At 68.3% G+C, this 25,932-nt stretch carries 24 protein-coding genes; 22 read left to right on the forward strand and 2 right to left on the reverse strand.

Annotated elements, in window-relative coordinates; genetic code table 11:
- Positions 1-45 precede the first annotated feature (45 nt).
- The 8 genes from PSR88_RS33200 to mutM all read left to right on the forward strand — a co-directional run bounded on the left by PSR88_RS33200 (position 46) and on the right by mutM (position 7,939).
- Positions 46-3,450: a pyruvate carboxylase gene (locus PSR88_RS33200; protein ID WP_009479702.1), complete on the forward strand. Its 3,405-nt coding sequence runs from the start codon at positions 46-48 to the stop codon at positions 3,448-3,450.
- Complete coding sequence (gene rsmD, locus PSR88_RS33205) at positions 3,447-4,013, forward strand: 16S rRNA (guanine(966)-N(2))-methyltransferase RsmD (protein ID WP_009479703.1); 567 nt, start codon at positions 3,447-3,449, stop codon at positions 4,011-4,013. The genes PSR88_RS33200 and rsmD overlap by 4 nt, the downstream gene beginning before the upstream one ends.
- Entirely contained in the window at positions 4,010-4,504 is a 495-nt protein-coding gene (coaD, locus tag PSR88_RS33210) for a pantetheine-phosphate adenylyltransferase (protein ID WP_005240440.1), read from the forward strand. Before rsmD ends, coaD begins: the two co-directional genes overlap by 4 nt.
- A gap of 108 nt (positions 4,505-4,612) precedes the next feature.
- Positions 4,613-5,386 (forward strand): DivIVA domain-containing protein, encoded by a 774-nt coding sequence (locus PSR88_RS33215; protein WP_009479705.1) that lies wholly within the window; start codon positions 4,613-4,615, stop codon positions 5,384-5,386.
- Positions 5,387-5,544: 158 nt separating this feature from the next.
- The gene (locus PSR88_RS33220) at positions 5,545-6,105 is read left to right on the forward strand and encodes a YceD family protein (RefSeq protein ID WP_009479706.1); all 561 of its coding nucleotides are present in this window, start codon (positions 5,545-5,547) and stop codon (positions 6,103-6,105) included.
- Between the two features lie 2 nt (positions 6,106-6,107).
- Positions 6,108-6,290: a 50S ribosomal protein L32 gene (gene rpmF, locus PSR88_RS33225; protein WP_005240446.1), complete on the forward strand. Its 183-nt coding sequence runs from the start codon at positions 6,108-6,110 to the stop codon at positions 6,288-6,290.
- Positions 6,291-6,309: 19 nt separating this feature from the next.
- A complete protein-coding gene (rnc, locus tag PSR88_RS33230; protein ID WP_009479707.1) occupies positions 6,310-7,068 on the forward strand; it encodes a ribonuclease III in 759 nt (252 codons plus the stop codon).
- Positions 7,061-7,939 (forward strand): bifunctional DNA-formamidopyrimidine glycosylase/DNA-(apurinic or apyrimidinic site) lyase, encoded by an 879-nt coding sequence (gene mutM, locus PSR88_RS33235; RefSeq protein ID WP_011598388.1) that lies wholly within the window; start codon positions 7,061-7,063, stop codon positions 7,937-7,939. The genes rnc and mutM overlap by 8 nt, the downstream gene beginning before the upstream one ends.
- On the opposite strand, the gene PSR88_RS33240 is transcribed toward mutM, so the two are convergent.
- Entirely contained in the window at positions 7,881-8,585 is a 705-nt protein-coding gene (locus PSR88_RS33240) for a pyridoxamine 5'-phosphate oxidase family protein (protein WP_016883096.1), read from the reverse strand. The genes mutM and PSR88_RS33240 overlap by 59 nt on opposite strands.
- Positions 8,586-8,732: 147 nt before the next feature.
- Between PSR88_RS33240 and PSR88_RS33245 the strand changes: the two genes are divergently transcribed.
- From PSR88_RS33245 to trmD, 14 genes are all read left to right on the forward strand, one after another.
- Complete coding sequence (locus PSR88_RS33245; RefSeq protein WP_009479711.1) at positions 8,733-9,173, forward strand: OsmC family protein; 441 nt, start codon at positions 8,733-8,735, stop codon at positions 9,171-9,173.
- Entirely contained in the window at positions 9,173-10,102 is a 930-nt protein-coding gene (locus tag PSR88_RS33250; RefSeq protein WP_011598390.1) for a hypothetical protein, read from the forward strand. Before PSR88_RS33245 ends, PSR88_RS33250 begins: the two co-directional genes overlap by 1 nt.
- 5 nt (positions 10,103-10,107) lie before the next feature.
- On the forward strand, positions 10,108-10,377 hold the full coding sequence (locus PSR88_RS33255) for an acylphosphatase (protein WP_011598391.1): 270 nt from the start codon (positions 10,108-10,110) through the stop codon (positions 10,375-10,377).
- Positions 10,378-10,399: 22 nt separating this feature from the next.
- Entirely contained in the window at positions 10,400-14,005 is a 3,606-nt protein-coding gene (gene smc / locus PSR88_RS33260) for a chromosome segregation protein SMC (RefSeq protein WP_011598392.1), read from the forward strand.
- A 66-nt stretch (positions 14,006-14,071) separates the two neighbouring features.
- Positions 14,072-15,481, forward strand: a complete 1,410-nt coding sequence (gene ftsY / locus PSR88_RS33265) for a signal recognition particle-docking protein FtsY (protein WP_009479714.1) — start codon at positions 14,072-14,074, stop codon at positions 15,479-15,481.
- A gap of 259 nt (positions 15,482-15,740) precedes the next feature.
- Entirely contained in the window at positions 15,741-17,060 is a 1,320-nt protein-coding gene (locus PSR88_RS33270; RefSeq protein WP_371113085.1) for an ammonium transporter, read from the forward strand.
- A gap of 4 nt (positions 17,061-17,064) precedes the next feature.
- Positions 17,065-17,403 carry a P-II family nitrogen regulator gene (locus tag PSR88_RS33275; RefSeq protein WP_005240467.1) on the forward strand — a complete coding sequence of 113 codons (339 nt, stop codon included), beginning with the start codon at positions 17,065-17,067 and terminating at the stop codon, positions 17,401-17,403.
- Positions 17,393-19,945 (forward strand): [protein-PII] uridylyltransferase, encoded by a 2,553-nt coding sequence (locus tag PSR88_RS33280; RefSeq protein WP_016883095.1) that lies wholly within the window; start codon positions 17,393-17,395, stop codon positions 19,943-19,945. Before PSR88_RS33275 ends, PSR88_RS33280 begins: the two co-directional genes overlap by 11 nt.
- A 76-nt stretch (positions 19,946-20,021) precedes the next feature.
- A complete protein-coding gene (gene ffh / locus PSR88_RS33285; RefSeq protein WP_009479717.1) occupies positions 20,022-21,608 on the forward strand; it encodes a signal recognition particle protein in 1,587 nt (528 codons plus the stop codon).
- 3 nt (positions 21,609-21,611) lie between these two features.
- A complete protein-coding gene (locus PSR88_RS33290) occupies positions 21,612-22,697 on the forward strand; it encodes an amidohydrolase family protein (RefSeq protein ID WP_011598394.1) in 1,086 nt (361 codons plus the stop codon).
- Between the two features lie 179 nt (positions 22,698-22,876).
- A complete protein-coding gene (gene rpsP / locus PSR88_RS33295) occupies positions 22,877-23,338 on the forward strand; it encodes a 30S ribosomal protein S16 (RefSeq protein WP_005240477.1) in 462 nt (153 codons plus the stop codon).
- Complete coding sequence (locus tag PSR88_RS33300; protein WP_005240479.1) at positions 23,335-23,577, forward strand: RNA-binding protein; 243 nt, start codon at positions 23,335-23,337, stop codon at positions 23,575-23,577. The genes rpsP and PSR88_RS33300 overlap by 4 nt, the downstream gene beginning before the upstream one ends.
- Before the next feature lie 13 nt (positions 23,578-23,590).
- The gene (rimM, locus tag PSR88_RS33305; RefSeq protein ID WP_011598395.1) at positions 23,591-24,142 is read left to right on the forward strand and encodes a ribosome maturation factor RimM; all 552 of its coding nucleotides are present in this window, start codon (positions 23,591-23,593) and stop codon (positions 24,140-24,142) included.
- 10 nt (positions 24,143-24,152) lie between these two features.
- Positions 24,153-24,845 (forward strand): tRNA (guanosine(37)-N1)-methyltransferase TrmD, encoded by a 693-nt coding sequence (gene trmD, locus PSR88_RS33310; protein ID WP_009479720.1) that lies wholly within the window; start codon positions 24,153-24,155, stop codon positions 24,843-24,845.
- Positions 24,846-24,870: 25 nt separating this feature from the next.
- Here trmD and PSR88_RS33315 read toward each other — a convergent pair whose 3' ends face one another.
- A complete protein-coding gene (locus PSR88_RS33315; RefSeq protein WP_237724109.1) occupies positions 24,871-25,905 on the reverse strand; it encodes a class A beta-lactamase-related serine hydrolase in 1,035 nt (344 codons plus the stop codon).
- Between the last annotated feature and the right edge of the window lie 27 nt (positions 25,906-25,932).

The raw sequence follows: 25,932 nt of genomic DNA on the forward strand, positions 1-25,932 counted from the left end.
GATGCCACTTCTCCGCGGCCGTCCGCGGCGGGGTAGTTTGCTCCAATGTTCTCCAAAGTCCTGGTCGCCAACCGTGGCGAAATTGCGATCCGCGCTTTCCGTGCCGCCTACGAACTAGGTGCTGGAACGGTCGCGGTGTTCCCGTACGAGGATCGGAACTCGATCCACCGTCTGAAGGCTGATGAGAGTTATCAGATCGGCGAGGAGGGACACCCGGTTCGGGCGTACCTCTCCGTCGACGAGATCGTCTCCGCGGCCAAGCAGGCAGGCGCCGACGCCATCTACCCCGGCTACGGCTTCCTTTCCGAGAACCCGGATCTCGCCGCCGCGTGCGCCGAGGCGGGCATCACGTTCGTGGGTCCCTCCGCCGAGGTGCTCGAGCTCACCGGCAACAAGGCGCGTGCAATCGCCGCGGCGAAGGCCGCCGGTCTGCCGGTGCTGGCGTCGTCGGAGCCGTCCGCCGATGTGGACGAGTTGCTGGCCGCGGCCGAGACCATGCAGTTCCCGCTGTTCGTGAAGGCCGTCGCCGGCGGCGGTGGCCGCGGCATGCGCCGCGTCGCCGAGCGGGCTCAGCTCAAGGAGTCCATCGAGGCCGCCGCGCGTGAGGCCGAGTCGGCCTTCGGCGACCCGACGGTATTCCTCGAACAGGCCGTCGTCGACCCGCGTCACATCGAGGTCCAGATCCTGGCCGACGGTCAGGGCAACGTCATCCACCTGTTCGAGCGGGACTGCTCGCTGCAGCGCCGCCACCAGAAGGTGATCGAGCTCGCGCCGGCCCCGAACCTTTCGGAAGAGCTGCGGGCGAAGATTTGCGCGGACGCAGTGGCGTTCGCGAAGGAGATCAACTACTCCTGCGCGGGCACCGTCGAATTCCTCCTCGACACCCGCGGCAACCACGTCTTCATCGAGATGAACCCCCGCATCCAGGTCGAGCACACCGTCACCGAAGAGGTCACGGACGTCGACCTCGTGCAGTCGCAGCTGCGGATCGCGTCGGGGGAGACCCTCGCGGACCTGGGCCTGAGCCAGGACAAGATCACGCTGCGCGGTGCGGCTCTGCAGTGCCGCATCACCACCGAGGACCCCGCCAACGGGTTCCGCCCGGACACCGGCCGGATCACCGGGTACCGCACCCCGGGTGGTGCCGGCATCCGCCTCGACGGCGGGACGTCGGTCGGCGCGGAGGTTTCCGCGTACTTCGATTCGATGCTCGTCAAGCTGACGTGCCGCGGCCGCGACTTCGAGACCGCCGTCGCCCGGGCCCGCCGCGCGGTCACCGAGTTCCGCATTCGCGGTGTGTCGACGAACATCCCGTTCCTGCAGGCGGTGCTCGACGACCCCGATTTCAAGGCCGGCCGGGTCACCACGTCATTCATCGAGGAGCGCCCCCAGCTGCTCACGCTGCGCAGCTCCGCCGACCGTGGCACCAAGATCCTCACCTACCTCGCCGACGTGACGGTCAACAAGCCGCACGGCGAGCGGCCGTCGGCGGTGTACCCGCGCGACAAGCTGCCCCAGATCGACCTGTCCACCCCGCCGCCGGACGGCAGCCGTCAGAAGCTGCTCGCCCTCGGGCCGGAGGGATTCGCCAAGGCACTGCGGGAGCAGAAGGCCCTCGCCGTCACCGAGACCACGTTCCGTGACGCACACCAGTCGCTGCTCGCGACCCGCGTGCGGACCAGCGGTCTGCTCGACGTCGCCGGGCACGTCGCCCGGCTGACCCCCGAGCTGCTGTCCATCGAGGCGTGGGGTGGTGCGACCTACGACGTGGCGCTGCGGTTCCTGCACGAGGACCCCTGGTACCGGCTGGCCGCTCTGCGCGAGGCCGTGCCGAACATCTGTTTGCAGATGCTGCTGCGCGGACGGAACACCGTCGGCTACACCCCGTACCCGGAGAAGGTGACGCGGGCGTTCGTCGAGGAGGCCACCAACAGCGGCATCGACATCTTCCGCATCTTCGACGCCCTCAACAACGTCGACCAGATGCGACCGGCCATCGACGCCGTCCGCGAGACCGGCACCGCTCTCGCCGAGGTCGCCCTGTCCTACACCGGCGACCTGTCGAACCCGGACGAGAAGCTGTACACCCTCGACTACTACCTGCGCCTGGCGGAGGAGATCGTCGAGGCCGGTGCGCACATCATCGCGATCAAGGACATGGCCGGACTGCTCCGCGCCCCCGCCGCCACGACCCTGGTGACGGCGCTGCGCGAGAACTTCGACCTGCCCGTGCACGTGCACACCCACGACACCCCGGGTGGTCAGCTCGCGACGTACCTGGCCGCATGGCAGGCAGGCGCGGATGCGGTCGACGGTGCCTCGGCCGCGATGGCGGGCACCACCAGCCAGCCGGCGTTGTCGGCGATCGTGGCCGCGGCCGCGCACTCCGAGTACGACACCGGCCTGGACCTGCAGGCCGTGTGCGACCTCGAGCCGTACTGGGAAGCGCTGCGCAAGGTGTACAAGCCGTTCGAGTCCGGGCTGCCGGCCCCGACCGGACGCGTCTACACGCACGAGATCCCGGGCGGTCAGCTGTCGAACCTGCGCACCCAGGCCGTTGCGCTCGGTCTCGGTGACAAGTTCGAGGAGGTCGAGGCCAAGTACGCGGCCGCCGACCGGATGCTCGGCCGCCTGGTGAAGGTCACCCCGTCGTCGAAGGTGGTCGGCGACCTCGCCCTGCACCTCGTCGGATCTGGAGCGTCCACCGAGGAATTCAAGGAGAACCCGGCGAAGTTCGACATCCCCGATTCGGTGGTCGGGTTCCTGCGCGGCGAACTGGGCACCCCGCCCGGCGGCTGGCCCGAACCGTTCCGTACCCGGGCCCTCGAAGGTCGCGGAGCCGCCAAGCCCGAGGTGGCTCTGTCCGCGGACGACGAGAAGGCACTCGCGGGCACGTCCGCGGAACGTCGGGCGACGCTCAACCGGTTGCTGTTCCCCGGCCCGACGAAGGAATTCCTCGAGCACCGGGACAAGTACGGCGACACGTCGCAGCTCTCGGCGAACCAGTTCTTCTACGGCCTGCGCCGCGGCGACGAGCACCGGGTCCGCCTCGCACCGGGTGTCGAGCTGATCATCGGGCTCGAGGCCATTTCCGAACCCGACGAGCGGGGATACCGCACCGTCATGTGCATCCTCAACGGTCAGCTGCGTCCGGTGTCGGTGCGCGACCGGTCCATTTCCAGTGAGCTCCCGGCCGCCGAGAAGGCCGACAAGAACAACCCCGGCCATGTGCCGGCGCCGTTCGCCGGTGTGGTGACCCTCGCCGTGACCGAGGGCCAGCACATCGCCGCCGGCGACACGATCGCGACCATCGAGGCCATGAAGATGGAAGCGGCCATCACCGCCCCGCGAAGTGGCACGGTCTCCCGGCTGGCCATCGGATCGGTCCAGCAGGTGGAGGGCGGCGACCTCCTCGCCGTCGTGTCGACGGGGGAGTCCGCGAGCGAGTGACTCGGATCATCGCGGGACTCGCGGGCGGTCGACGCCTGCGAGTCCCGCCGAGCGGGACCCGGCCCACCTCGGACCGGGTCCGCGAGGCATTGTTCAGCGCCCTGCACAGCCGGATGGATCTCGAAGGCGCGTCCGTCCTCGACCTCTACGCGGGGTCGGGGGCGCTCGGCCTGGAGGCGCTCTCCCGGGGTGCGGACCGCGTCGTCCTCGTCGAGTCCGACTCGAAAGCGGCGGGCATCATCAAGCACAACGTGACGACGGTCGGTCTGCCGGGAGCGGAAGTGCGCGGCGCTCCGGTGGCGGCGGTGCTCGCGGGCACCGCCGACCGGCCGTACGACCTGGTGATGGCGGATCCGCCGTACGCCGTCGACGACGAGGCGGTACAGACGGTGCTCGGCCACCTCCGGGTCAACGGCTGGGTCGGCGACGGCTCGATCGTGGTGCTCGAGCGGTCGTCGAGGTCACCCGAGACAGCCTGGCCCGAGGGCTTCGCGCCCGTCAAGGCGAAGAAGTACGGCGAGGCGAGAATCGAATTGGCGACCTGCTACGGTCTGGACTCATGACTGGCGCTGTCTGCCCCGGATCCTTCGACCCCGTGACCAATGGCCACCTTGACGTGATCGGCAGAGCTGCCGCGCAGTTCGACGAGGTCATCGTGACGGTCATGGTCAACAAGAGCAAGCGTGGCCTGTTCACCGTCGAAGAGCGCATCGAGATGCTCGAAGACTCGACCAGTGAGCTGCCCAACGTGCGAGTGTCCTCGTGGCACGGCCTGCTGGTGGATTACGCCAAGCAGCAAGGGATCACAGCGATCGTCAAGGGCCTGCGCGGCGCCAACGACTTCGACTACGAGCTGCAGATGGCGCAGATGAACCAGAAGCTCAGTGGCGTCGACACCCTCTTCATCCCGACCAACCCCACCTACAGCTACCTGTCGAGTTCGCTCGTGAAGGAAGTGGCCACGTTCGGCGGCGACGTCTCCGACATGCTGCCCGAGAAGGTGCACGCCCGCCTTCTCGCGAGGATCGCCGAGCGCGCCGCCGAGAGCAGCTGATACCCGACACACCGGCTGCCACGACACACCCGCGGCGTCCGGTCGGGCAGACTTGCACGAAGAAGGCTGCGCCGACCTGCTGAGGGTCATGGATGATTGGGGTTGCTTGTGTACCGGGTATTCGAGGCGCTCGACGAACTTGTCGCGATTGTTGAAGAGGCACGCGGCGTACCGATGACCGCCGGCTGCGTGGTTCCGCGCGGCGACGTCCTCGAACTGCTCGACGACGTGCGCGATGCCATTCCCGGTGAACTCGACGACGCCCAGGACGTCCTGGACCACAAGGACAAACTGGTGGGGGACGCCCGGTCCAACGCGGAGAAGACCATCTCCAGCGCCAACGCCGAGGCGAACTCCACCATCGAAAACGCGCGAGACGACGCCGACCGCATTCTGGCGGACGCGAAGGCGCAGGCCGACCGGATGGTCGCCGAGGCCCGCGCGCACGCCGAGCAGTTGGTCACCGACGCGCGCGCCGAGGCCGAGTCGTCCGTCGCGGAAGGCCAGCGCGAGTACGACGCACTGACGGGTCGTGCGCGCTCCGAAGCCGATCGCATGATCGAGTCGGGCAAGGCGTCGTACGAGAGGTCCGTTGCGGAGGGTAAAGCCGAGCAGGCACGCCTCGTCTCGCAGACGGAAGTCGTCCAGGCGGCGCACACCGAGTCGGCCCGGGTGATCGACTCCGCGCACGCCGAATCGGATCGTCTCCGCTCGGACTGCGATCTGTACGTCGACACGAAGCTCGCGGAGTTCGAGGACTTCCTGAACGGCACCGTCCGGTCCGTGGGCCGGGGACGTCAGCAGTTGCGGACCGGTTCGGGTGTCCCCGACTACGCCTCGGACTACGACGTCGACGACCGACGGGCGGAGCGTCGCCGCTGAGCGACCGTCAGGCCGGCGCTCTCGACCGAATTTGGCTCCACCGCGCAGATTGCGTACCGTGGAGTGGTTGCCCTTTGTCGTTTCCCTTTTCTCGAAAGTGAAGTTTGTTGTCATCCCATCGCCACAGCTCATCGCGTTCCCGACGGGACGCGGACTTCGTGCTGGACACGGTCAAACTCGGCCGTCGTCCCGGTTCGATGCGCACCGTGGAACGGGTGGTGACGGCGCCACAGCGCATCGGTCTCGACCTGATCGCCATCGAGGAAGGATCGGAGATCGATCTCGATCTCCGGTTGGAGGCCGTATCCGAGGGTGTTCTGGTCACCGGTTCGTTGCGAGCCGACACCGTGGGGGAGTGTTCGAGATGCCTCGAGCCGTTCTCGGACACGGTGGACCTGACTCTCACGGAGCTGTTCGCTTACCCGGACAGCGCCACGGAAGAGACCACGGAGGAGGGGGAGGTCTATCACGTCGTCGACGACGAGATCGACCTCGAACCCGTCGTGATCGACGCCGTCGGCCTCGCACTGCCGTTGCAGCCGCTCTGCAGTGACGACTGCCAAGGATTGTGCCCAGAATGTGGCGTTCGCCTGGCGATTGCCGAATCTGGCCATGGGCATGACATACTTGATCCTCGCTGGGCTGGTCTTGCAGCCAAATTTGGCGTGGAATCAGAACCCAGCAAGAATCTTGTGAACACCGAAGCCGAGGAGAAGTAGAAGTGGCTGTCCCCAAGCGCAGAATGTCGCGATCCAACACGAGGTCGCGTCGCAGCCAGTGGAAGACCACTGTGCCTACCCTCGTCACCTGCCCCAACCGTGGCTGCGGCGAGAAGACGCTGCCCCACGTCGCGTGCCCGTCGTGTGGCACATACAAGGGCCGCCAGGTCACTGCCGCCGTCTAGTTCTCCGCGGAGAGGCGTTGTGACGAGCGACATCAGTAATACACCCGCCGGCGGCGAGGAGGATCATGCTTCCCTCCTCGCCGCCCTCGGCGTAGAAATCGAGCCTTCGCTGCTCACCCTGGCGTTGACGCACCGCTCGTATGCGTACGAGAACGGTGGTCTGCCCACCAACGAGCGTCTCGAATTTCTCGGTGACTCCGTACTCGGAGTCACCGTCACCGAGAAGCTGTACCTTGCGCATCCGGACAAGTCCGAGGGTGACCTCGCGAAAATCCGGGCGAGCATCGTCAACATGCACGCGCTCGCGGAGGTGGCCCGCACTCTCGGTGAGGGCGGCCTCGGTGCCCATCTTCTGCTCGGCAAGGGCGAGGAGATGACCGGTGGCCGTGACAAGCCGAGCATCCTGGCCGACGGCATGGAGTCGATTCTCGGCGCCATCCACCTCGAGCACGGCATCGACACGGCGCGGCGCGTCGTACTCGACCTCTTCAGCGACCTCCTCCAGCGAGCCCCCCGCCTCGGCGCGGGTCTGGACTGGAAGACGAGTCTGCAGGAGTTGACGGCGGAGCGTGGCGTCGGTGTCCCGGCGTACGAGATCACCGCGACCGGCCCGGACCACGACAAGGAATTCACCGCCACCGTGATCGTCGGCGGCAAGCCCCTCGGCGTCGGTATCGGCCGCTCCAAGAAAGAGGCCGAGCAGAAGGCTGCGAGCACGGCGTGGAATGCGTTGTCCGACGCAGGCCCCGACGTAGCGGCCGACGACGTCAGTGCCTGAACTACCCGAAGTCGAGGTGGTCCGGCGCGGACTCGAACGCCACATCGTGGGGGCGTCGATCGATTCCGTCGACATCCTGCACCCACGGGCGATCAGGCGTCATCTGCCCGGCGCCGCCGACCTCGCCGGACAGCTCACCGGCGAACGCATCGCGAGCGCCGACCGTCGTGGAAAGTATCTGTGGCTGGTCCTCGAACCCAGCACGGTCGCTCTCGTGGTGCATCTCGGCATGAGTGGTCAAATGCTCGTGCAGCCACCGGAATTGCCGACCGAGAAGCATCTGCGGATCCGGGCCCGGCTCGATTCCGGTCTCGACCTCCGGTTCGTCGACCAGCGGACGTTCGGGGGCTGGGCGCTGGCGCCGCTCGTCGACGTCGACGGCTCGCTCGTCCCGGACTCGGTGGCGCACATCGCCCGCGACCCACTGGATCCGCGTTTCGACCTCGCGGCCACCGTGAAGGTCGTGCGCGGCAAGCACACCGAGGTCAAACGTGCGCTTCTGGACCAGACCGTCGTCTCCGGCATCGGCAACATCTATGCGGACGAGGCGCTGTGGCGCGCACGGATCCACGGAAATCGGCTCACCGACAGGCTGAGTGGTCCCAAGGTCCGGGAAGTGCTCACGGCCGCCCAGGAGGTCATGCGTGAGGCACTCACCCAGGGCGGCACGTCCTTCGACGCGCTCTACGTGAACGTCAACGGCGAGTCGGGCTATTTCGACCGTTCGCTGTCCGCCTACGGTCAGGAGGATCGCCCGTGCCCGCGGTGCGGCACCGCGATCAGGCGAGAGAAATTCATGAACCGCTCGTCGTTCAGTTGCCCGAAGTGCCAGCCGGCACCACGGAGAAGCCTGGCGAAATCGTCTGTGTGAGTTCGGCGGTCGCGGGCTCCTCGGAGAGCTGCCGGTCGGTGTCGTGGCGCGGTGTCGCCTTGGCGTCGAAGTAGTCGCCGCCCTTGCGTTTCACGTCGTCGGTGCCCCACTCGCGGTGGCGGGGAACCGGTGCCATTCTCGGAATGTGCTTGCGGCAGTGGATGTATGCTTCCTCCACGTCCACGACCACCCAGCGTTCCGGGATCCGGCCGTTCGTGTGGTCCGCAGGCAGATCCGCGATCTCGGAGCGCAGGACGGGGTCTTCGACGATCCGGGCCGAGCCGTTCACGTGCAGTCCGATGAGGTCCTGCACGAAGTCCACGAGAATGATTCCGACGTGCGGGTTTTCCCGGATGTTGCCGAGGCTCGCCATGACTCCGTTGCCGCGGTACTCGGGGTACGCGAGGGTCTTCGAGTCGATGACGTGCATGAATCCCGGTGTCCCGGCGCGCAGACTGTTGTCGCATTCGCCGGACGCGTCGGCGGTGGCGATGAAGGCGATCTCCTGGCGGCCGACGAAGTCGATCATCGTCGGATTGAGATGGTCCAGCATCTGATCCGAGTAGAACTTGGCGGCACGATCCTCGGTTCCGTACTCGGACTGAAGCCCGCGCTCTCCCACACTACCGATCTGGCCCATCTGCATTCCCCGCTACGTCTCGGCGTCATTGGTCGGTTCACCCTACGGCCCGCCGGTTCCCTCTGCTGAGAATCGTCGTTCACAATTGCGTGGAAACCACTGCCGCCCACCCACCTACCTGGCGTTGCGCCGATCGGTGGCAGGATTGAGCGCATGGCAGAACAGACTTCCGACACGACGGCGCCCACCTCACTGTGGGTCGAGCGAACGGGCACCCGGCGATACACCGGCCGCAGCTCGCGCGGCGCCGAGGTCCTGATCGGCTCCGAGGGCGTGGAGGGCGTATTCACTCCCGGGGAACTCCTGAAGATCGCACTCGCCGCGTGCAGTGGGATGAGCTCGGACTTCCCGCTGTCGCGGCGACTGGGTGACAACTACGACGCCACCATCCGGGTGTCCGGTGCCGCCGACCGGGAGAACGAGGTGTACCCGCAGCTGGACGAGGTGCTGGAACTGGATCTCAGCGAGCTCGACGCCGACGCGCAGGAGCGTCTGGTGGCGCTCGTGGAACGATCCGTCGACAAGGTCTGCACGGTCGGGCGGACGCTGAAGGCCGGGACGACGGTGACGTTGACCGTCCAGAGGGAAGCATGATGCGTCGTGAGCTGGCCGCGCTCGCGGGCGGGACAGCGCTCTGCGCGGGTCTGCTCGTGGTCGCGCCCGCGGCCGCCGGGCCCGCGTTCGCGCCCCCCGGCGGTGCGTGCACCCCGTGGTCGGTGTCGGAGGTGACGTCCGGGGCGGGTGTTCTCGAGAACCTGGCGTTCGACGGCGCGGGCACCATGCTGGTGTCGCGGACAGGCCTGGTCGGCGGCGGAGCCCTCGACGGGGTCGCCCCCGACGGCACCGTCACCCCGATCGTGCCCGACGTCGAGTCGCCCGGTGGAATCGCCGTGGACGGCACCGACGCGTACTTCGCCACGGGGAATTCCTTCGCCGCCGGGGTCACCGGCTCGGCGAGCGGCACGATCGACGTCGTGAACCTCGACACCGGTGACACACGCACCGTGGCCGAGGGGCTGGTCATGCCGAACGGGCTGGTCCGGCTGAGCAACGGAGACATCCTCACCGCCCGGAATCTGGGCTCCGGGGCGGGACTGACCCGCGTCCCGGCGGCGGATCCCCACACCCCGGAGATCGTCCGCACCGATCTCGGAACCGTGGACGGTCTCGCCGCGCACGACGGCAACGTCTATACGGTGACGACATTCGACACGACCACTACGCTGCGCATCCTCCGCGAAGACGACCTGGATGGCCCCGTCGTCTCGGTCGAGCTGCCCGGCTCCGGGCCCCTCAACGCGGCCGACGACCTCACCGTCGGACCGGACGGCATCGTCTACGTCGCCTACAACGGCGGCGGCAAGGTGGTGCGGGTCGATCCCGCGACAGGGGAGAGCTGCGCCCTGGCGTCCGGGCTGCCGCTCGTGTCTTCGGTGCGGTTCGGCGCAGGACCGGGCTGGGATCCGGACGCGCTCTACGCCACCAGTTTCACCGGGAAGATCTACAAGCTCGAACGGTCGTGACGGACATGGAGAGAATGACCGCGTGGGTGCACGGATTCGTGCAGGGTGTGGGATTCCGGTGGTGGACCCGCGCCCGCGCGCTGGAACTCGGCCTCGTCGGATACGCGGCCAACCAGAAGGACGGCCGCGTGCTCGTCATCGCCGAGGGACCTCGGGACAAGCTGGAAACCCTGCTGACGCTGCTGCGGTCGGGAGACACACCGGGCGCGGTGGATCTCGTCGTGGAGCAATGGGATTCCGCCCGCGGCGACCTCACCGGGTTCGTGGAACGGTGAACCGCAGGTAAAGTTCTCCGTCATGCATCTGAAGAGTCTGACGCTGAAGGGATTCAAATCCTTTGCGTCCGCAACGACTCTGCGATTCGAGCCGGGAATCACCTGTGTCGTAGGACCCAACGGGTCGGGTAAATCCAACGTCGTCGACGCTCTCACCTGGGTGATGGGGGAGCAGGGAGCGAAGGCCCTGCGCGGCGGCAAGATGGAAGACGTCATCTTCGCAGGCACCGCCGGGCGGGCGCCCCTCGGACGCGCCGAGGTCACGCTGACCATCGACAACTCCGACGGCGCCCTGCCGATCGACTACTCCGAGGTGTCGATCACCCGGCGCATGTTCCGCGACGGCGCCGGAGAATACGAGATCAACGGCAGCTCCTGCCGGCTGATGGACGTGCAGGAACTGCTCAGCGACTCCGGCATCGGCCGGGAGATGCACGTGATCGTCGGTCAGGGCCGCCTCGCCGCCATCCTCGAATCCCGTCCGGAGGATCGGCGCGCATTCATCGAGGAAGCGGCCGGCGTTCTCAAGCACCGCAAGCGCAAGGAAAAGGCGGTTCGCAAACTCGACGCCATGCAGGCCAATCTGGCGCGCCTGAACGACCTGACGGCGGAACTGCGGCGCCAGCTCAAACCGCTCGGCCGGCAGGCCGAGGTGGCGCGCCGCGCCCAGACGGTGCAGGCCGACCTCCGCGACGCGAAGCTGCGGCTCGCCGCGGACGACCTGGTCACGCGCCGTGAGGAGCTGGCCGACCAGGCTCAGGACGAGAAGGTGGCGCGCGAGCAGCACGATCAGGTCACCGAGGCGCTCGACGAGGCCAATCTGGAGCTGGGACGGCACGAACAGGAACTGTCGAGACTCACACCGGGTGCGGAAGCGGCCGCGCAGACGTGGTTCCAGCTGTCGGCACTCGCGGAGCGCGTCAATGCGACCATCCGCATCGCCCGCGAACGGGCGCGCCACCTCGACTCCGAGCCCTCCGCGAACCGCGGTCAGGATCCGGACGAGATGGAGGCCCGCGCCGACCGGATCGCCGCGGAGGAGATGGAGCTCGTCGAAGCCGTCGAGATGGCGCGCGGGGCGCTGGACGCGGCCAAGGAGCAGCTGGCACTGGGGGAGGAGACCGCCGCCGAGGCGGAACGCGCTCACATGGCGGCGGTCCGGGCGATCGCCGACCGCCGAGAAGGCCTGGCCCGGTTGTCCGGGCAGGTCGACACGCTGCGCACCCGCGCCGACTCCGTCGACGCCGAAGTGTCCCGGCTGACCGTCGCAATCGAAGAGGCCCGGCAGCGCGGCGACGCGGCACAGTCCGAATTCGAGGTCGTCCAGGACGAGATCGGTGACCTCGACGCCGGCGAGCTGGGGCTGGATTCCCACCACGAGCGTGCCGTCGAGGCACTGCGCCTGATCACCGAACGCGTCACGGAACTCCAGGCCGAGGAGCGCGCCGCCGGACAGGAAGTGGCATCCCTGCGTGCCCGGATCGACGCGCTGTCGATGGGCCTCGAACGCAAGGACGGCGCCGGCTGGCTCGTCGAGAATCGGGCGCAGCACGGCATCCGGGGACCGATCGGTGGACTCATCACAGTCGAGAAGGGGTACGAGGGTGCCGTCGCCGCGGCGATGGGCCCCGCCGCGGACGCCGTCGTCGCCGAATCCCTCGACGCCGCCCGCAGCGCAGTCGGTGCGCTGAAGGAAACGGACAGCGGACGGGCGTCCCTGTTCATCGGCTCCGATCACGTCGCACGTGACGGCGGGCACCTGGACTCCGGCGCCCGGTGGGCCGTCGACGTCATCGACTGCCCCGCCGAACTGCGGACCGGGCTCGCAGCGCTCCTGGGCGGGGTGGTCGTGGTCGATTCCCTCGACGACGCCGTCGAGACCGTCCGGCGCAGGCCCGACGTGCGCGCCGTCACCCGAGACGGAGATCTCCTCGGAGCGGGCTGGATGAGCGGCGGCTCGGACCGTCAGCCGAGCACCCTCGAGGTCCAGGCCGCCATCGACAACTCGGTGCAGGATCTGGCCCGCGCCGAACGTCGCGCCGAGGAACTGTCCGCGGCACTGTCCGGCGCGGTCGCGGAACAGGCCGACCGTCAGGAGAACGCCGAGCAGGCACTGGCCGCGCTGAACGAGTCCGACGCCGCGATGTCCGCCATCTACGAGCGCCTCGGCCGCCTCGGCCAGGCCGCGCGGGCCGCGCGCGCCGAATCCGATCGGCTCATGGCGCAGCGGGACAAGGCCGAGAGCGGTCGGGAGGACACGCTGACCGCGCTCGCCGAACTCGAGGAACGGCTGCGCCTGGCGGAACAGGACGGGTCGTCCTCCGGTGCCGACACGGGTGGATCCGACACGACGAGCATCGATCGTGAGATGGCGGCCGCGGCGCTGGCCGAAGTGCGGGCCGTGGAGGTGGAAGCCCGACTGTCGGTGCGGACGGCCGAGGAGCGCGCCGAATCGGTGCGCGGCAAGGCGGATTCCCTGCGCCGCGCCGCACAGGTGGAACGCGACGCGCGCGCCCGGGCCGAACGTGCGATGAAGGCGCGCCAGAACGCGGCCGCGGTCGCGGCGGCGGTCGCCGAGTCCGGGCAGCGGGTGGCCGAGCACCTCGGTGACGTCGTCGACGCCGCGATGGCTCACCGCGACGAACTCGCGCGGGCCCGCACCGAGCGGACCACCCAACTCGAACAGGTGAAGGAAAGGGTGCGTCAGCTGAGCGGACAGCTGGCGTCGCTCACCGACGCCGTGCACCGCGACGAGGTGGCTCGCGCCCAGGCCGCGCTGCGCATCGAGCAGCTCGAGGAGGCGATCCTCGAACAGCACGGCATCGGTCTGGACGACCTGATCGCCGAATACGGCCCCGACGTCGCGCTGCCGCCGTCCGCACTCGAGATGGAGGAGTACGAGCAGGCGAAGGAGCGCGGCGAGCAGGTCACGATGCCCGCACCGATTCCGTACGACCGCGCCACGCAGGAGCGTCGCGCGAAACGTGCCGAGAAGGACCTGGCGACGCTCGGCAAGGTCAACCCGCTGGCACTCGAGGAGTTCGCCGCGCTCGAGGAGCGCTACAACTTCCTCTCGACACAGCTCGAGGACGTGAAGACCGCCCGCAAGGATCTCCTCGGGGTGGTGGCCGACGTCGATGCCCGCATCCTGCAGGTGTTCACCGAGGCCTACTCGGACGTCGAACGCGAATTCGTGCAGGTGTTCGCGAAACTGTTCCCCGGCGGTGAAGGCAGGTTGGTGCTCACCGACCCGTCGGACATGCTGACCACCGGCATCGAGGTGGAGGCCCGGCCGCCCGGCAAGAAGGTCAAACGGCTGTCGCTGCTGTCCGGTGGCGAGAAGTCGCTGACGGCGGTGGCGATGCTCGTGGCGATCTTCCGAGCCAGGCCGTCCCCCTTCTACGTGATGGACGAGGTGGAGGCCGCGCTGGACGACACGAACCTGCGTCGTCTGATCGGGTTGTTCGAGCAGTTGCGGGAGAAGTCGCAGCTGATCGTCATCACCCACCAGAAGCCGACGATGGAGGTCGCCGACGCGCTCTACGGCGTCAGCATGCGCGGCGACGGCATCACCACCGTCATCTCCCAGCGGCTCCGTGGCCAGGACATGGCGGCCGCGGACGCCTGATTCCGGTCCGAGCCGGGACTGTGCGCGTGGGAAGGCAGTGCGCAACGAAATCCGGAGCCTGAAACAATGGGCGGCGTGACTACCGGAGCTTGGATTGCCATCGCGGCCGCACTGGCCGTACTTCTCGTCGTTCTCGTCGTCGGGTCCCTGCTGTATCGGCGTCGCCGAATCTCCCTGAAGGCGCCGGACACCCCGCAGGTCACCACGGCGGAAAAGGACCGTTCGGGCAGTTACCGCGCGGACGGCGGGTTCAACTTCAGCCAGGGGTCGACGGCGACGGCGCCGCCACGTCCGCCTGCGCCCGAGCCGGTTCTGCCGAAGCCGGTGCCCGAACCCGAGGTCGTCGCACCCGAACCCGAGGTCGTCGCACCCCCGGCACCGGAGAAGGCCCCCGAGCCGGAGAAGGCCCCGGAGAAGCCGACGGTCCCGCCGGAGCCGGTCACGTACGAACCGGTCGTCGCGCCCGAGGTCGAACCGGAACCCGAGGTCGCGCCCGCGCCCGAACCCGAAGCCGAAGCCGCACCGGCCCCCGCCGCGCCGGTGCTCGACGTCATCGCTCCCACGGAGGGGCGGCTCGACCGTCTGCGTGGGCGGTTATCCCGTTCCCAGTCCGCGGTGGGCAAGAGCCTGCTCGGACTGCTCGGCGGCGGCGATCTCGACGAGGACTCCTGGGAAGAGGTGGAGGACACACTCCTCATCGCCGACCTGGGCTCGGCGACCACCACGAAGATCGTCACGTCGCTGCGTGAGCAGATGGCGTCGCGCAGCGTCCGCACCGAGGCCGATGCCCGTGCGCTGCTCCGCGAAGTCCTGGTCGCCGAACTCCGGCCGGAACTCGATCGCTCGATCCGTGCCCTGCCGCACGACGACCACCCGGCGGTCCTGCTGGTCGTCGGTGTGAACGGCACCGGCAAGACCACGACCACCGGCAAGCTCGCGCGTGTTCTCGTGGCCGACGGCAGGCGCGTCCTGCTCGGTGCCGCCGACACGTTCCGTGCTGCCGCCGCGGACCAGCTGCAGACGTGGGCCGAGCGGGTGGGCGCCGAGGTGGTGCGCGGGAAGGAAGCCGCAGATCCGGCGGCCGTCGCGTTCGATGCCGTGGCCAAGGGAATCGACAACGGCGTCGACGTCGTGCTGATCGACACGGCTGGCCGGCTCCACACGAAGACCGGACTGATGGACGAGCTGGGCAAGGTGAAGCGGGTCATCGAGAAGAAGGCGTCGGTGGACGACGTCCTCCTCGTCCTCGACGCGACCATCGGCCAGAACGGCCTCGCGCAGGCGCGGGTGTTCGCCGAGGTCGTCGATATCACCGGTGTGGTGCTCACCAAGCTCGACGGCACCGCCAAGGGCGGCATCGTGTTCCAGGTTCAGCACGAACTCGGGGTTCCCGTGAAGCTCGTCGGACTCGGTGAGGGCGCCGACGATCTGGCGCCGTTCGAGCCGGGCGCCTTCGTCGACGCGTTGCTCGGCTGACGCAGCGATTCAGGGTCGTCTCGGGCTCCCGGACCGCTCAGGCGGGCTGAAACCGACCGCAAATCGCCTGGCGAAACCTGCACGCAACAAAATAGGCCGATGCGTTCACGCGCGCGAAACAGTGCAGTGGCACAGCCGAAACACCAACTGAGCACCCTTCTTCTCAGGTCGTCAGCCGCTACCGGCTGGGCAGAGAAGGAGGAGGCTCAAGGTGGATTTCCCCACTATCGGTGCACCGGACACCGGGGACACAGCGTGGATGCTGACCAGCGCCGCGCTCGTGTTGCTCATGACTCCGGGTCTTGCGTTCTTCTACGGCGGCATGGTGCGGGCCAAGAGCGTGCTGAACATGCTCATGATGAGCATCAGCGCGATGGGTGTCGTCGGCATCCTGTGGGTTCTCTACGGCTACTCCATGGCCTTCGGTGAGGACAAGGGAAACCTTGTCGGTGATCCGTTCCAGTACTTCGGGCTCAAAGGACTGATCGGCGGGTCGTACCTCGCCGAGACCGACGATGCCGGTTCGGTGATCGCCGATTCCGCGATCCCGCTCGTCGGCACCATCCCCGCGACGGTCTTCGTCGCGTTCCAGGCCATGTTCGCGATCATCACCGTGGCCCTCATCTCGGGTGCCGTGGCGGATCGCCTGCGCTTCGGTTCCTGGCTGCTGTTCGCCGGCCTCTGGGCGACGGTCGTGTACTTCCCCGTGGCGCACTGGGTCTTCGCCTTCGACGGCGTCACCGCAGAGACCGGTGGCTGGATCGCCAACAAGCTCGCCGCGGTCGACTTCGCGGGTGGTACCGCCGTCCACATCAACGCCGGCGCCGCCGGCCTCGTCCTCGCGATCATCCTCGGCAAGCGCAAGGGATGGCCGGGCACCCCGTTCCGTCCGCACAACCTGCCCTTCGTGATGCTCGGCGCCGGCCTCCTCTGGTTCGGCTGGTTCGGTTTCAACGCCGGTTCGGCCGTCGGTTCCAACGGCATCGCCGGAGCAACCTTCATCACCACCGTCATCGGAACGTGCGCGGCCATGCTCGCCTGGCTCCTGGTCGAGCGGATTCGCGACGGCCACGCCACCACACTCGGTGCGGCGTCCGGAATCGTGGCCGGCCTGGTTGCCATCACGCCTTCCTGCTCGTCGGTGAACGTCCTCGGCGCGCTCGCCATCGGCGTCGTCGCAGGCGCACTCTGCGCGCTCGCGGTCGGACTCAAGTTCCGCTTCGGGTTCGACGACTCGCTCGACGTCGTCGGTGTCCACCTCGTCGGCGGCATCGTCGGAACGCTGATGGTCGGCCTGGTCGCAACGGCTGAGGCGCCCGCGGGTGTTGTCGGACTGTTCTATGGTGGAGGCCTCGACCAACTCTGGCGTCAGGCAGTGGGCGCCGGAGCAGTACTGCTTTACTCGCTCGTCGGTACGGCCGTCGTCGCGTTGATCGTGAAGTTCACGATCGGTCTGCGGCTCAGCGACGAGGGTGAATCACTTGGAGTGGACGAGTCGGAACACGCAGAAACTGGCTACGATTTCGCCGCTCTCGGCGGAAACTCGGCGACTGCTCGTGTATCCGGCAAGGAGGGATGAGGAAATGAAGCTGATCACAGCAATTGTCAAGCCGTTCACTCTGGAGGACGTGAAGACGGGACTCGAGCAGGCGGGCGTCCTGGGGATGACCGTCAGCGAGGTCCAGGGGTACGGCCGGCAGAAGGGCCACACCGAGGTCTACCGAGGTGCCGAGTACTCGGTCGATTTCGTTCCGAAGGTCCGGGTCGAGGTCGTCGTGGACGACGCTGCTGTGGACAAGGTCGTCGAGGTGATCGTCGAGGCGGCACGCACGGGCAAGATCGGTGACGGCAAGGTCTGGGTCTCACCGGTCGAGTCGGTCATCCGGGTGCGTACCGGGGAACGCGGCGCGGATGCACTCTGACCCCAACGGGTCCGGTAAGACCGGCCCTGGTCCCGTCGCCAAGGCGACGGAACCAGGGCCGGTTGCGTCAGGCGGATCGGACGAAGCAGCGGACCTGGCCCGCGCACGTAGGCAACTGCTCACCGGTGGCTCCGAGACCGGCCCCGGCGCAAGGAATCCCGCAGGTCACGGGCGCCGGCTCGACGCCGCCGCGCTCCGTCACGCGCTCGTCGACCTGCACGAGTTCTGGTTGACCACAAAGGGAGCCGAGCTGGGCATCAAGCCCGACAGCGGTTTTGCGCTCGTCGCGGTCGGTGGGCTCGGACGGCGGGAACTCCTGCCGTACTCGGATCTCGACCTCCTCCTCCTTCACGACGACATGGATCCGGCGGTCGTCGCGCAGGTGGCCGACCAACTCTGGTATCCGTTGTGGGACGCGCACATCAAGCTCGACCACAGCGTCCGCACCATCCCTCAGGCACTGCAGGTGGCGGACACGGACATCACCGCGGCTCTGGGAATGCTCGAGGCGCGTCACATCGTCGGCGACGTCGAGCTGACCAATCTGCTCATCAGCGGGGTCCGCAGGCAGTGGCGCACCGACATCCGCAACCGTTTCGACGGACTCATCGAGCAGACGCGGTCGCGCTGGGAACGCAGCGGCGAGATCGCCCACCGCGCAGAGCCCGACCTGAAGAGCGGTCGCGGTGGACTGCGGGACGTACAGTTGCTCAACGCGCTGTCCATCGCGCAGCTCACCGACGGCATGCCCGGGCTCGGTCCCGAGTCGCCCGGCGGAGGACTGGCACTCGCACATCGGCGGCTCCTCGACGTCCGCACCGAACTGCACCGGGTCGCGGGCCGCTCCCGCGATCAGTTGCGGGCGCAGGATGCCGACGAGATCGGCGCCGCACTGCGGATCGGCGATCGATTCGACCTCGCGCGCATGCTCAGTGATGCCGCGCGCACCATCAGCTATTCCGTCGACGTCGGTGTGCGGACGGCCGGACACGCCCTGCCGCGGCGCGGCCTGGCGCGGCTGCGCCGACCACCGGTGCGACGGCCCCTCGACGAGGGTGTCGTCGAGCACGCCGGTGAAGTGGTGCTGGCGCGCGACGCCCGGCCGGCGAAGGACCCGGGCCTCGTGCTGCGGGTCGCGTCGGCGTCGGCGACGACGGGAATGCCGATGTCGGCGTCCACTCTGAATCGCCTGGCCGACAACGCCCCCGAGCTGCGCGAGCCGTGGCCGAAGGAGGCGCTGAACGATCTGCTGGTGATGCTGGGCTCGGGTAGCCGTGCCGTCGCGGCGATCGAGGCTCTCGATCGGACCGGCCTGTGGGGCAGGCTTCTTCCCGAGTGGGGTGCCGTCCGGGACCTGCCGCCGCGGGACGCGGTGCACACGTGGACGGTGGATCGGCATCTCGTCGAGACCGCTGCCTATGCCAGTGGGTTCACCACCCGCGTGGCCCGCCCGGACCTGCTGATGCTCGGTGCGTTGCTGCACGACATCGGCAAGGGCCGCGGCGGCGACCACAGCGTGGTCGGCGCCGAACTGGCCACCCAGATCGGCAGGCGCCTCGGATTGTGGCCGTCGGACGTTGCGCTGCTGACGGCGATCGTGCGCCACCACCTGCTGCTGCCGCACACCGCGACGAGGCGCGACCTCGACGATCCCGAGACGGTCGAGCGGGTCGTGGAAGCGATCGGCGGCGACGGAGTCCTGCTGGAGTTGCTGCATGCGCTGGCGGAGGCCGATTCGCTGGCGACGGGTCCCGGTGTGTGGGGCGACTGGAAGTCGTCGCTGATCGGCGAACTCGTGCGCCGCTGCCGCCTGGTCATGGCGGGAGAGGTGCTTCCCGCACCCGATCCGCTCGATCCGGAACACGTCGCGCTGGCGGCGTCGGGTGGCGTGCACGTCGCGCTGGTCCCCGCCGACAGTCCCCACACGTATGTGGTGACGGTGATCGCGCCCGATCAGCGGGGTCTGCTGTCGAAGGCGGCGGGCGTGCTCGCGCTGCACTCCCTGCGGGTCTACTCCGCGTCCCTGGGCAGCGCCGAGGGGTCGGCGGTCAACTCGTTCGTCGTGTCCCCGAGGTTCGGGGCGCCGCCGCAGGCGGGTCTGCTGCGGCAGGAGCTGATCCGCGCGCTGGCGGGGGAGCTGAACCTGCTGGAGATGCTCACGGCCAAGGAAGAGGAGGCTCGCGAGAGCCAGCGCGTCGCCGCGGTGGAGGAACGGGGCGAAGCCGCGGTTCCGGTGCAGTACGCGCAGGCGCCGCCGCGGGTCATCTGGTTCGACACCGCACCGCCCGGCGAGGTCATCCTGGAACTGAGGGCCGAGGACCGGCTGGGGCTGCTGTCCCGGCTCGCCGACGCGTTCGACACGTGCGGCGCGGACGTCCGCTGGGCGCGGGTGACCACCCTGGGTTCGTCGGTGATCGACTCATTCTGCCTCGATCTCGGCGGCGGGGACACCCGGGCGAGCCGGGAACAGGTCGAGAGCGCGATCCTCGGCGTCGTTCCGCTCACGAAGCCGAAGAAGCAGGAGGGCAGCGGGGGAGAATGAACGACGGGACGTGAGCGGCTAGGCTGGGGCCCGAGAATATCCACCGCACACTCGCATGACTTCAGGAGCGCACTCGGTGTTCGAATCCCTTTCCGACAGGTTGACCGGAGCCCTCAAGGATCTGCGTGGCAAGGGTCGCCTTTCCGGAGCCGACATCGATGCCACCTGCCGTGAGATCCGGTTGGCACTGCTCGAGGCAGACGTCGCGCTGCCCGTCGTCCGCTCGTTCATCGCCAAGATCAAGGAACGCGCCAAGGGCGTCGAGGTCTCGGCGGCGCTGAACCCGGCGCAGCAGGTCGTCAAGATCGTCAACGAGGAACTCGTCGAGATCCTCGGTGGCGAGACCCGCCGGCTGGCGTTCGCCAAGACGCCGCCGACGGTCATCATGCTCGCCGGTCTCCAAGGTTCCGGTAAGACGACCCTCGCAGGCAAGCTCGCGAAGTGGCTGCGCGACCAGGGACACACGCCGCTGCTCGTGGCCTGTGACCTGCAGCGTCCCGGCGCCGTCACCCAGCTGCAGATCGTCGGCGAGCGCGCGGGAGCCACGGTGTTCGCACCGCACCCCGGCACATCCATCGGCGGCGGCGACAACGAGCTGGGCGTCACCGCGGCCGACCCGGTCGAGGTGGCCCGGGCAGGTGTGGAGGAAGCCCGCAACAAGCAGTTCGACGTGGTGATCGTCGACACCGCGGGCCGGCTGGGTATCGACGCCGACCTGATGGCGCAGGCGGCGGGTATCCGCGACGCCGTGAACCCGGACGAGACGATCTTCGTCCTCGACGCGATGATCGGTCAGGACGCGGTCAGCACCGCCGAGGCCTTCCGTGAGGGTGTCGGATTCACCGGTGTCGTGCTCACGAAGCTCGACGGTGACGCCCGCGGTGGTGCGGCGCTCAGCGTCCGCGAGGTCACCGGGCAGCCCATCCTGTTCGCGTCCACGGGTGAGAAGCTCGAGGACTTCGACGTCTTCCACCCCGACCGCATGGCCAGCCGCATTCTCGGCATGGGTGACGTCCTCAGCCTGATCGAGGCGGCCGAGCAGCACTTCGACGCCGAGCAGGCCGAAGCCACAGCCCAGAAGATCGGTTCGGGACAGCTCACGCTGGAGGACTTCCTCGAGCAGATGATGGCCGTCCGCAAGATGGGCCCCATCGGCAACCTCCTAGGCATGCTCCCGGGTGCGGGGCAGATGAAGGACGCGCTCGCGAACGTCGACGAGAAGCAGCTCGACCGAGTGCAGGCCATCATCCGCGGCATGACCCCCGCCGAGCGTGACGATCCCAAGATCATCAACGCGTCCCGCAGGCTGCGGATCGCCAACGGTTCGGGTGTCAAGGTCTCCGACGTCAACCAGCTCGTCGACCGTTTCTTCGAGGCCCGCAAGATGATGGCCGCGATGGCCGGGCGTATGGGCATGCCCGGTTCGCGGAAGCCGCAGCGCAGCAAGAAGGGCAAGAAGGGCAAGAAGGGCGGCAAGGGGCCGACGCCGCCGAAGGTGCGCGGCGGATTCCCCGGCGGCCTGCCCGGCGGGTTCCCGGGTATGCCGCCCGGAGGGCTCCCCGCGGGGATGCCCGACCTGTCGAACATGCCGAAGGGCCTCGACGAATTGCCGCCCGGACTCGAGGGCATCGACCTGTCCCAGCTGAAGCTGCCGAAGAAGTAGCCGATGGGCGCGCTGCACTTCCGGGGCACCGGTCTGCCCGACGAACAGCCGGTCGAACTCTGGGTCGACAACGGTGTGATCTCGACGGAACCGGTTCCCGGCGCCGAGACCGTCTGCGAATCCGGGTGGATCGTTCCCGGACTCGTCGATGCCCACTGCCACGTCGGCATCAGGTTCGGCGGCGGCGGTGGCGAGAGCGTCGACGGGTTGATCGCGCAGGCGGAGACCGAGCGCGACTGCGGGGTCCTGCTGATTCGGGACGCCGGTTCGCCGGTCGACACCCGGTTCGTCGACGACCGCCCCGACCTGCCGAGGATCATCCGCGCCGGACAGCACATCGCCGCCCCCAAGCGCTACATCCGCGGACTGCCGGTCGATCTGGAGGACGAGTCCCAGCTGCCGGACGAGGTGGTGCGCCAGGCCCGGGCCGGCGACGGGTGGGTCAAGCTCGTCGGCGACTGGATCGACCGCTCCGCGGGTGACCTCGCGCCGTTGTGGAGCGACGACATCCTCGTCGAGGCGATCGCGGCCGCGCACCGGGAAGGGGCTCGCGTCACCGCGCACGTCTTCGCCGAGGATGCGCTTCCGGGCCTGATCAACGCCGGAATCGACTGCATCGAGCACGGCACCGGGCTCACCGACGAGACGATCGAGCTGATGGTCTCGCACGGAACCGCGCTCGTCCCGACGCTGATCAACATCGCGACGTTCCCCGATATCGCCGAGTCCGCCTCGCGGTTCCCGATCTACGCCGCGCACATGCGTGACCTGCACTCACGGGTGAAGGACACGATCGGTGCCGCTCACGACGCGGGGATCCCGATCTACGCCGGCACCGACGCGGGCGGATCGATCGTCCACGGACGCATCGCCGACGAGGTCGAGGAACTGAAGGCGGTCGGACTGAGCCCGGCGGAGGCTCTCGGCGCCGCGTGCTGGGACGCGCGGACGTGGCTCGGACATCCGGGTGTGGAAGCGGGTGCGCCCGCGGATCTGCTGGTCTTCCGGAACGACCCGCGGGCGAGCAGCGACGCCCTCGCCGCGCCCGATGTCGTGGTGCTGCGGGGCAACGTCGTGAAGACCCGATGACCTGGTTTTCCCCTGACGGTGTTCGTCTGGCAGAATGAACCGCTGTTCGTCGCATCCGGTCACGCACCGCGCGGCGGTCACAGGTTAGAGGCAAAACCGGGCGCGCTATTCTTGCGCGTCGCCGAATTGCACGTGACACGTGGGCACACTCGTGTGCGCACTGAAGGAGAAGTACAGCAGTGGCTGTCAAGATCAAGCTCACCCGGCTCGGCAAGATCCGGAACCCGCAGTACCGCATCGTCGTCGCCGACTCCCGCACCCGCCGCAACGGCCGGGCGATCGAGACCATCGGCAAGTACCACCCCAAGGAAGAGCCCTCGCTGATCGAGGTCGATTCCGAGCGCGCTCAGTACTGGCTCGGCGTCGGCGCCCAGCCCACCGAGCCCGTCGAGGCCATCCTCAAGATCACCGGTGACTGGCAGAAGTTCAAGGGCCTGCCGGGCGCCGAGGGCACCCTCCGCGTCAAGGAAGCCAAGCCCTCCAAGCTGGAGCTGTTCCAGGCTGCGCTCGCGCAGGCCGAGAACGAGCCCGTCGGCGAGGCCATCACGCCCAAGAAGAAGAAGGCGAAGGCCGAGGACGCCGAGGCTGCTGCCGACGCTCCCGCCGAGGCTGCTGCAGAGTCCGAGGCTGCTGACAAGTGAGTGCCGTCGTCGCCGATGCTGTGGAGCACCTCGTTCGTGGCATCGTCGCCAACCCCGACGACGTTCGTGTCGAGCTGATCACCGGGCGTCGGGGGCGCACTGTCGAGGTGCACGTCAACCCTGACGATCTCGGCAAGGTCATCGGCCGCGGTGGTCGTACCGCGACCGCTCTGCGCACGCTGGTCTCCGGTATCGGTGGCCGCGGGATCCGTGTCGACGTCGTCGACACCGATCAGTAGAGGCCTTACAGCAGTGGAGCTCGTCGTCGGCCGTGTCGCCAAGTCGCACGGCATCAAGGGTGAGATCGTGGTCGAGGTTCGCACCGACGAACCCGAGGATCGATTCGCCGTGGGTGCCGTGCTGCGGGGACACAAGCCGCGCGAGCAGACTGTGAGCACATACACGGTGGAAGCCGCCCGGGACCATTCCGGGCGGCTTCTGCTGCGCCTCGAGGGTGTGTCGGATCGCACCGCGGCGGATGCCCTGCGGGGCACGCTGTTCGTCATCGACAGCGCCGAACTCGAGCCGTCCGACGACCCCGACGAGTTCTACGATCACGAACTCGAGGGACTGTCGGTGCGCCTCGCGGACGGCACCGAGGTGGGAACCGTCATCGAGGTATTGCATTCCGCGGCGGGCGAATTGCTCTCGATCCGCCGGGCCGGCGACCAGTCCGGAGAACTTCTCGTCCCGTTCGTGGCCGCGATCGTCACGTCGGTGTCCGTCGCGGACGGTGTCGCCCTGATCGATCCGCCGGAAGGGTTGCTCGATCCCGACTTCGGTGAATCCGCCGACGGGAAGTGAGTCGGTAGCCATGCGTCTCGACGTGGTCACCATCTTCCCTGAGTACCTCGAACCGCTGCGAGCGGCGTTGCTCGGCAAGGCCATCGACAAGGGCCTCATCTCCGTCGAGGTGCACGATCTGCGGGACTGGACGCACGACGTCCACAAGGCCGTCGACGATTCGCCGTACGGCGGCGGGCCGGGGATGGTCATGAAACCCACCGTGTGGGGTCCCGCCCTCGACGACGTCCTCGCCGCGGGCGACGGCGACACGGACACTCTGCTGGTCGTCCCCACCCCGGCCGGTGTTCCTTTCACGCAGGCTACCGCCGAGCGCTGGGCGGGGGAGAAGCGCATCGTCTTCGCCTGCGGACGTTACGAAGGCATCGATCAGCGTGTGTTCGACGACGCCGCCCGCCGGGTGCGCGTCGAAGAAGTGAGCATCGGCGACTACGTCCTCATCGGGGGCGAGGCGGCCGTGCTGGTGATGACCGAGGCGTTCGTGCGCCTGATTCCCGGAGTTCTCGGCAATCAGCAGTCGCACCAAGAGGATTCGTTCTCCGATGGCCTACTCGAAGGACCCAGCTACACGCGGCCGGCAACGTGGCGCGGACTCGACGTCCCGCCGGTCCTGCTGTCGGGTGATCACGCGAAGGTGGCTGCCTGGCGGCGGGAGCAGTCGCTGCAACGCACCGCCGAACGCCGCCCGGACCTGTTGCCCTGAACCGGTTTCCGGGCCTGCCCGGGCGCTAACCCTGAGGCTGCGCCCAGTCGTCGACGACACCGTTCGGGAACAGGGACTTCACGAACCCGGTCATCGTGTCCCGCGCATGCCGGGCGCTGGAATCCTCGCTGACATCCGTGACAGCGGTGTCCGGGTACGACTCCTCGTCGTCCTCGTACCGGATGTCCTCCCGCGACGCGACGGCCACGATGTAGCGGTTGTCCTCACCGATCAGGCCGGTCGACACGTGGATCCACCGATCTCCCACACAGCACATCCAACCCTGCTTCACCCCGGCGACGTTCTCGCCGGGCAACCCGTCGGGGATGCCGAACCGCTGGTCGTAACCGTCGATCCCCTCGGGTGTCGACGAGCGCAGGTAGCCGACGAATTCGGCGATGCGATCCGCGCCCAGGCCGTCGCGGTCGTCGAGGAGCCCGGCATAGAACGTCACGAGGTCGGCGGCGGTCGTCTCGGTGTTCCACCACAACCCGTCCCAGGGCGGGGTGGTCGCGGCGAGTCCGTACCGCCCGGCGACGTCGACGACGACATCGGAGCCGCCGAGATCGTCCCAGAGAGTGTTGGCCGCGTCGTCGTCGGACGATTCGAGCATCCGCTTCAGGAGGACATTGTCGAAGTCGGACAGCGGCCGCTCACCGAGCGCGTCGAGGTGATACATCTGGGCGGCGACGAACAGCTTGGCCAACGACGCCGTTTCGACGGGTTCGGCGGCGGCGCCCTCCAGATAGCTGCCGGTGGCGCGGTCCAGAACGGCGATCGACATGTCGGCGCCGCGTTCGGCGGACGCCGTCGCGACCGCCGCCGAGATGCGTTCGGCGAGGGGTGCGGAAACGGGAACTCGCGCGGAGGGGAACGGCTCCGGGCTCACGGTCACGCCGTCACCCGCCGGCGGGTCGTCGGCCGGGGGGAGATCGGGGGTCGCGACGGCCGGTGACGTCGCCGGGATGTCGACCAAGGAGTTCGTCCCGGTCGGGATGGTGCAGGCCGGCGCAACCAGCACGAAGACCATGACCGTCAGGCATACGATCAGCCTGGACATGAAATTCTCCCGAGATTTCCGTGACGG

It is taken from the genome of Rhodococcus sp. DK176 (assembly GCF_038447315.2).
GTDB classification, from domain to species: Bacteria; Actinomycetota; Actinomycetes; order Mycobacteriales; family Mycobacteriaceae; genus Rhodococcus_F; species Rhodococcus_F jostii_A.

Excerpts from the sequence above, each read along its gene's own strand:
- PSR88_RS33200 (WP_009479702.1), top strand. The coding sequence starts at position 46 with ATGTTCTCCAAAGTCCTGGTCGCCAACCGTGGCGAAATTGCGATCCGC.
- coaD (WP_005240440.1), top strand. The coding sequence starts at position 4,010 with ATGACTGGCGCTGTCTGCCCCGGATCCTTCGACCCCGTGACCAATGGC.
- PSR88_RS33240 (WP_016883096.1), bottom strand. The coding sequence starts at position 8,585 with ATGCAGATGGGCCAGATCGGTAGTGTGGGAGAGCGCGGGCTTCAGTCC.
- PSR88_RS33245 (WP_009479711.1), top strand. The coding sequence starts at position 8,733 with ATGGCAGAACAGACTTCCGACACGACGGCGCCCACCTCACTGTGGGTC.
- PSR88_RS33250 (WP_011598390.1), top strand. The coding sequence starts at position 9,173 with ATGCGTCGTGAGCTGGCCGCGCTCGCGGGCGGGACAGCGCTCTGCGCG.
- PSR88_RS33255 (WP_011598391.1), top strand. The coding sequence starts at position 10,108 with ATGGAGAGAATGACCGCGTGGGTGCACGGATTCGTGCAGGGTGTGGGA.
- smc (WP_011598392.1), top strand. The coding sequence starts at position 10,400 with ATGCATCTGAAGAGTCTGACGCTGAAGGGATTCAAATCCTTTGCGTCC.
- ftsY (WP_009479714.1), top strand. The coding sequence starts at position 14,072 with ATGGGCGGCGTGACTACCGGAGCTTGGATTGCCATCGCGGCCGCACTG.
- PSR88_RS33270 (WP_371113085.1), top strand. The coding sequence starts at position 15,741 with ATGCTGACCAGCGCCGCGCTCGTGTTGCTCATGACTCCGGGTCTTGCG.
- PSR88_RS33275 (WP_005240467.1), top strand. The coding sequence starts at position 17,065 with ATGAAGCTGATCACAGCAATTGTCAAGCCGTTCACTCTGGAGGACGTG.
- PSR88_RS33280 (WP_016883095.1), top strand. The coding sequence starts at position 17,393 with ATGCACTCTGACCCCAACGGGTCCGGTAAGACCGGCCCTGGTCCCGTC.
- PSR88_RS33290 (WP_011598394.1), top strand. The coding sequence starts at position 21,612 with ATGGGCGCGCTGCACTTCCGGGGCACCGGTCTGCCCGACGAACAGCCG.
- trmD (WP_009479720.1), top strand. The coding sequence starts at position 24,153 with ATGCGTCTCGACGTGGTCACCATCTTCCCTGAGTACCTCGAACCGCTG.
- PSR88_RS33315 (WP_237724109.1), bottom strand. The coding sequence starts at position 25,905 with ATGTCCAGGCTGATCGTATGCCTGACGGTCATGGTCTTCGTGCTGGTT.